A 6,453-nucleotide genomic window follows, 5' to 3' on the forward strand; every position below is an offset into this window, starting at 1 on the left:
CCGCGGTATGAACGATGTATTGCCAGAAGAAACTTTCCTCTGGCGCCAATTGGAACAAATATTCAGCCAATGTTTGATGCAATATGGTTATAAGGAAATCCGTACGCCTTTATTGGAAAGCACCAGTTTATTTAAAAGAACGATTGGTGAAGTAACCGATATTGTAGAAAAAGAAATGTATACTTTTACGGATTTAAATGGTGAAAGCATTACATTAAGACCTGAAGGAACAGCCAGTTGTGTGCGTGCCTGTCTGGAGCATGGTTTACTGCATAACCAACAGCAAAAGCTTTGGTATTGTGGCTCTATGTTTCGCCACGAAAAACCACAAAAAGGGCGCTATCGCCAGTTCAACCAGTTTGGCGTTGAAGCTCTGGGCATTCCCGGTGTTGGAATTGAACTGGAGTTAATCGCTATTTGTAAGCGCTTATGGGAAATTTTGGGTATTTCTGCTGCAGTTGAGTTACAAATCAATTCACTGGGCGAATTATCGGAAAGATTGGAGTACCGCGAAGAACTGGTTGCTTACTTAAATAAACATTTTGAACAGTTGGATGAAGACAGCAAACGCCGTCTGGATAGAAACCCATTGCGTATACTGGATAGTAAAAATCCAGACATGCAAGCCTTAATTTCACAGGCGCCCAAATTTTTGGACAAGATGGGTGAGGCTAGCCGCCAACATTTTCAGTCTCTATGCGATGGCTTAAAAGTCCTTGGTATTCCTTACACCATCAATCCTTTTTTAGTGCGTGGGCTTGATTATTATGGCCATACTGTTTTTGAGTGGGTAACTGATAAACTGGGTAGCCAGGCAACTGTGTGTGCCGGCGGAAGATTCGATAAATTAATCGAACATCTAGGCGGCAACCCAACTCCTGCGGTGGGATTTGCCCTAGGTATTGAACGCTTATTATTGCTGCGTGAAACCCTGTCTCTTAATCAGGACAAGGAAGCATTTCCAGATGTTTTTTTTATTGTTGTAAGCGAAGATGCTTTGCAACGTGCGTTAGTTTTGGCAGAATCCTTGCGTAATGAAAATCCCCGGCGGCAAATTTTAGTCCACACCGCGGGTGGAAGTTTCAAGAGTCAATTTAAAAAAGCGGATAAAAGCGGCGCACGCTTAGCCTTAATCTTAGGGGAAGACGAAATGGCGCAGCAGACGATAGGGATCAAAGACTTACGCCATCCTACAGAGCAGCAAGTGATCAAGCAAAAGGATTTGAATCAATACTTACAAAGCTATTTGCAGTAGCAGGAGAGAAGAATGTCAGTTTATATGACAGAGCAAGAACAAATAGAAGCAATAAAAAAATGGTGGCAGCGTTATAACGGGATCATAACCGTTATTTTTTCCGTTATTTTATTAGCTATTGCTGGCTACAAATATTGGAGTTGGCACCAGTCTAAAATTACGCAGCAAGCATCGAATGCCTACGAGCATTTAATGATAGCGTTTTCCAATCACGACAATAAAGGCATTCGAGCATATGCGAATCAGCTTATTCAAGAGTACAATGATACGATATACGCAGATGCTGCCCGCCTTACTTTAGCAAAACTTTTTATTGCTAAAGAGAAATATTCACAAGCACAAACGCAACTGCAATATGTGGCAGAGCATTCAAAAATGCTGGCGCTACAGCAGGTTGCTAAAATTCGTATGGCACGTTTGCTGCTTGCCGAAAAGTTATATGATAAAGCTTTAACAGCACTAAATCAGGTCAATGATGAAGCTTACACGCCTCTTATCAATGAATTAAAAGGGGATATTTATGCTGCGACAGGCCAGTATCCGCAAGCTGTTGCATCGTATAGAAAAGCAATGGATGAGGCACAGACTCAGGGAATGGGTAATCTATTTTTAGAAATGAAAACAAATGAATTGGCGGCATTGACTCACTCAATGAGAGGCGATGAAGCACTTCAAGCTGCCTAGTTTTGTTTTAATAAAGAGGCTTTTAATAGCCTCTTTATATTTTTAAAGACAACCACTTTCGTGAGGTTAGTAACACCAATGAATAAGCCATTTGCTGTTTTAAGTTTTTTTCTACTGTTGCAAGCCTGCGCTCAAGTAGATGATTACATGTTGGGTAAGGATAATACTCCTAAGCCAGCAGTTTTAGAGCCTATTCATCCCAGGGTAAAGTTGGTCGAAACTTGGTCCATCGCCAGCGGTAAAGCCGCCAAGTCGAGTATGTATCTTAAGTTAAAACCTGCAGTTGTTGGTGATGTAGTTTATACAGCAGATGCTGCGGGCATGGTGCAAGCTGTTGATAAAAATTCTGCGCGTGTTTTATGGTCAAAGCAACTTAAAAATGGGGTGATTAGTGGCCCTACAGTCGCTCGCGGCTATATTGCCTTAGGAACCAATGCTGCAACCGTCATATTGTTAAATCAAACTAATGGCGAGCAGTTATGGGAGTCTAAAGTTTCCAGTGATGCCTTATCCAAGCCTGTCATTGCAAATAATAAAGTTTTAGTCAAAACCATCGATGGCAATTTGTTTGCTTTTGGATTAACCAGTGGTGAAAAGTTATGGGTTTCCGATCATGGTGCCCCTCCTTTGATTCTCAAAGCCAGCTCTTCGCCTGTTATAGTAGATAAAGTGGCATTAGTCGGTTTTTCAGACGGGAAGCTCGATGCGATTGATCTTGATTCCGGAAGTCTCGTGTGGCAACGCGGCATTGCTTATGCCAGTGGTGCAAGTGATGTAGAGCGCCTAGTTGATATAGATGCAGATCCTATCGTGCGGGGAAATGTTGCTTATTTGGCTGGATATCAAGGCTATATCGGTGCCTTATCCTTAACAGACGGTCAATTTATTTGGCGTAAACCGGCTTCCACGTATAAAAATTTGGCCATGGATGCAAGCACGTTATATATGACCGATAGCGATGATGTAGTGTGGGCTTTCGATGCTCATAATGGTCAAGTCAAATGGAAACAAATCGCGCTAAAAGCACGCAGTTTAACCGAACCTGTGCTTATGGGAAATCGTTTGGTTATTGGCGACAAAACAGGTTTCTTGCATGTCCTTTCGGCACAAACCGGGGAGTTTCTCTCTCGAACCCAGCTTGGGGGTTCTATTGATATTGCTCCTGCTGTATCAGGAAACAATCTGTACGTGATGACTGCTAACGGCAAATTAAATCGCCTCTCTGTGAGTTAACTATTATGATCCCTGTTATTGCCTTGGTAGGAAGACCCAATGTAGGTAAATCCACTTTATTTAACCGTATTACCCATACGCAAAATGCCCTGGTTGGCGATTTTCCGGGTTTAACCCGCGATCGACAATATGGTGATGCACAATTTGATGAGAAAGCGTTTATTGTCGTAGACACTGGCGGAGTTGGCGTTGATGATCTGGCTGTCGATGCATTAATGTCCAAACAATCTGAAATAGCCTTGCATGAGGCAGACACTATCTTTTTTATGGTGGATGGCAGGGCGGGGTTGACTGGAATAGATGAAAATATTGCCGATCGCCTGCGAAAATTGAGTAAACCCGTTTATTTAGTTGTAAATAAAACCGATGGATTAAGTGAGGATATTGCCAGTGCTGAGTTTCAAGCCTTAGGGTTTTCTGCAGTGCATGCCATTTCTGCAACGCACGGACGTGGCATCCACTCCTTGCTGAGAAATGCCACTCATGATTTCCCTGCCATTGACAGCAAAGAAGCAGATGCAGAAGAGCAAGCCATAAAAATTGCATTTGTAGGGCGACCCAATGTGGGTAAATCCACTTTAATCAACCGCATGCTTGGGGAAGAGCGGGTTGTGGTTTACGATATGCCGGGTACTACGCGCGATAGCATCGCTATTCCATTTACCCGCGACGAGCACCACTATGTTTTAATCGATACCGCTGGAATTCGCAGACGCTCTCGAGTAGATGAGAAAATTGAAAAATTTTCCGTTATTAAAACCCTGCAATCAATTAAAGAATCCCATGTTTGCCTCATGTTATTGGATGCAAAAGAAGGATTAACTGAGCAAGACATGCATTTATTGGGCTTTATAATCGAAGCAGGTAAGGCATTGGTTATTGCTGTAAATAAATGGGATGGACTGGATAGTGAACATAAAGAAAATATCCGGCAAGAACTGGAACGTCGTTTACCCTTCGTCAGCTTTGCCAAGACACGATTTATCTCGGCACTTCATGGCAGTGGTGTAGGGTTACTGTTTAAGGATATTGAGCAAGCGTATGCATCTGCCATGCAAAATTTTTCGACACCGATGCTGACACGTCTGCTACAAGATATTACGAGTCAACACACGCCACCATTGGTAAAAGGCAGACGCATCAAATTACGGTATGCGCATTCTGGAGGACACAATCCGCCAATCATTGTCATTCACGGCAATCAGGTAGACTCTTTACCAGACAGCTATAAACGCTATTTGGCAAATTCATTTACTGAGCATTTACGATTGATTGGAACTCCCTTAAGGCTTGAGTTTAAAGGCGGAGAAAACCCTTTTAAAGATAAGAAAAATAAATTATCTGAACGACAGGTCAAGCGCAAAAAAAGATTGATGAAGTTTGTAAAAAAACGTTCTTAAATCTCGCGCTGCTGGCTCACGCAAGCTATAAATGGCTGCTAAGTCCAAAGTTTGCGTGCGTTAATTATTACGGTCGGTTCATAAAATAACCTGCAACATGGAGCGTTTATGCAAAAAAAACCAAACTTTATTTCCAAAGAAGAAATCTATGCAGGACATTTATCTTTCTATAAGTGCGCCCTGGTGATTCCTAGTTTAATTCCCGACAAAACAGCCATAACGTTACGTCGTGAAGTGGTTTCCAGTGCGGATTCTATCTCCGTATTACTTTATGCACCCCAAATAGATAGTTTTATTTTATGCCAGCAGTTTCGTGCGGGTGTTTTTTTGAATGAAGCCGATGATGATCCTTTTATTTTTGAATGTGTTGCCGGTACCATGGAGCCTGATATGCAGCCGGAAGCGCTTGCACGCAAGGAAATCTTTGAGGAAACTGGGTTAACCGTCGATAGCCTGGAAAAAATTGCTGTGATTTACAAAAGCCCGGGCATCATGACCGAAAAAGCTTATTTTTATTATGCCGAAGTAGATGGGGAAATTAAGAGTGGTTTTTTTGGTGTTGATGATGAGGAAATTAAAACCCATCTTGTCAAGCGAGTGGAAGCGTATAAGTGGCTTGACGACATGAAAATTCGTGATGCTTCTACAGCATTTGCCTTAAACTGGTTCCGCGCAAAAAAAGATAAGTCAAAATAAACGTTTCAAGGATTTCCATGCAACTTTGCCCGTGTGGTTCTAATAAAATTTACTCTGTATGTTGCGGTTTATATTTGGATGGTAAATTTATACCGGAAACTCCTGAGCAACTTATGCGTTCGCGTTATACAGCTTATTCTTTAGCCAATATAGATTATATAAAAAAGACCATGTGCGGCAAGGCATTAGTAGGTTTTAACCCGCTTGCGGCTGAGCATTGGGCGAAAAAAATTCTGTGGATTGGCTTGCAAGTCATGAACACACGGCAAGAAACTCCGGAAAAAGGTTATGTCGAATTCATTGCAACCTTTTTGGAAGAGGATAAGTTAGACTCAATTCATGAAATAAGTGAATTCCATCGACTTGAGGGCCGATGGTTTTATGTAGATGGAATGGCTCCTAATGTTTCTTCTGCTCCCTCCAAACAAAAAATTATGCGTAATCATTCATGCCCATGTGGGAGCCAGAAAAAATTTAAAAATTGCCATGGTAGTGTAGGAAGATATTAAAACTTTTGTAGACTTAGCATTAAACTTATTACTGTAATTAAATATTGCGCCACCTAAAGGAAGTTCAGACTATATCCTACCCATCTAAACCTTAAGCTGATGCCAGTGAACATGTCATAATTAGAGCTGAATCTGGTTTAGGACAAAGTTATCTTTTAAGACCATCTCTGGAGCATGGAAATATGGTGATGGCAAAATATCTATACCTGCCGCAAAATTTTTTACTTTTTACCCCAAAAACCTACTCTATCAAATGATACTTTAAAGGCTGTTTTGGCTTATCCTGAGCCGGTAAATACTTATACAGAAGAACAATATATTGATGCCTTGCAAGCTGTGGGTAAAATGGATAAGTTTATTTCCTGATTAAGCGAAAAAAGCAACTGGTCAAAGAGTTATCCGGTGGTCAATAACAAAAAATTTCTTTTGGGCGAGAAATACCACGCTTCCGGCAAATATATCCTACATCTTTAGTTTCAAGATAGCGATTTACCCATGTTAATCTGGCTTTAATTTGCTGTTTCATAAAACAGGTAAATCAATTTGTAATCCCCCTGTAATCCCCCCTTATAATTGTTCCAGTCAAAATTAGAGTTCTCTGGGTATAATAACTACCGAGGAGAATTTGATGAAGAAATCGAGATATAACGAAAGCCAAATAATTACGATTCTAAAA

Annotated in this window: 6 protein-coding genes; all 6 read left to right on the plus strand. The window is 41.2% G+C overall.

What is annotated here, in order from left to right; all coding sequences use genetic code 11:
- Window positions 1-7: 7 nt before the first annotated feature.
- The 6 genes from hisS to ELY11_RS10115 all read left to right on the plus strand — a co-directional run bounded on the left by hisS (window position 8) and on the right by ELY11_RS10115 (window position 5,777).
- Window positions 8-1,255 carry a histidine--tRNA ligase gene (hisS, locus tag ELY11_RS10090; protein ID WP_233579816.1) on the plus strand — a complete coding sequence of 416 codons (1,248 nt, stop codon included), beginning with the start codon at window positions 8-10 and terminating at the stop codon, window positions 1,253-1,255.
- A 12-nt stretch (window positions 1,256-1,267) separates the two neighbouring features.
- On the plus strand, window positions 1,268-1,939 hold the full coding sequence (locus ELY11_RS10095) for a YfgM family protein (protein ID WP_126954541.1): 672 nt from the start codon (window positions 1,268-1,270) through the stop codon (window positions 1,937-1,939).
- 78 nt (window positions 1,940-2,017) lie between these two features.
- Window positions 2,018-3,172 carry an outer membrane protein assembly factor BamB gene (bamB, locus tag ELY11_RS10100; RefSeq protein ID WP_126954540.1) on the plus strand — a complete coding sequence of 385 codons (1,155 nt, stop codon included), beginning with the start codon at window positions 2,018-2,020 and terminating at the stop codon, window positions 3,170-3,172.
- 5 nt (window positions 3,173-3,177) lie between these two features.
- Entirely contained in the window at window positions 3,178-4,572 is a 1,395-nt protein-coding gene (gene der / locus ELY11_RS10105) for a ribosome biogenesis GTPase Der (RefSeq protein WP_126954539.1), read from the plus strand.
- Between the two features lie 108 nt (window positions 4,573-4,680).
- Complete coding sequence (locus ELY11_RS10110; RefSeq protein ID WP_127033360.1) at window positions 4,681-5,268, plus strand: NUDIX domain-containing protein; 588 nt, start codon at window positions 4,681-4,683, stop codon at window positions 5,266-5,268.
- A gap of 17 nt (window positions 5,269-5,285) precedes the next feature.
- Window positions 5,286-5,777 carry a YchJ family protein gene (locus tag ELY11_RS10115; RefSeq protein WP_127033362.1) on the plus strand — a complete coding sequence of 164 codons (492 nt, stop codon included), beginning with the start codon at window positions 5,286-5,288 and terminating at the stop codon, window positions 5,775-5,777.
- The last annotated feature ends 676 nt before the right edge of the window (window positions 5,778-6,453 follow it).

It is taken from the genome of Legionella septentrionalis, from assembly GCF_003989745.1.
GTDB lineage: Bacteria > Pseudomonadota > Gammaproteobacteria > Legionellales > Legionellaceae > Legionella_A > Legionella_A septentrionalis.

Bases quoted from the DNA above. Each gene is read 5' to 3' on its own strand.
- hisS (WP_233579816.1), top strand. From the start codon at position 8: ATGAACGATGTATTGCCAGAAGAAACTTTCCTCTGGCGCCAATTGGAA.
- bamB (WP_126954540.1), top strand. From the start codon at position 2,018: ATGAATAAGCCATTTGCTGTTTTAAGTTTTTTTCTACTGTTGCAAGCC.
- ELY11_RS10095 (WP_126954541.1), top strand. From the start codon at position 1,268: ATGTCAGTTTATATGACAGAGCAAGAACAAATAGAAGCAATAAAAAAA.
- der (WP_126954539.1), top strand. From the start codon at position 3,178: ATGATCCCTGTTATTGCCTTGGTAGGAAGACCCAATGTAGGTAAATCC.
- ELY11_RS10115 (WP_127033362.1), top strand. From the start codon at position 5,286: ATGCAACTTTGCCCGTGTGGTTCTAATAAAATTTACTCTGTATGTTGC.
- ELY11_RS10110 (WP_127033360.1), top strand. From the start codon at position 4,681: ATGCAAAAAAAACCAAACTTTATTTCCAAAGAAGAAATCTATGCAGGA.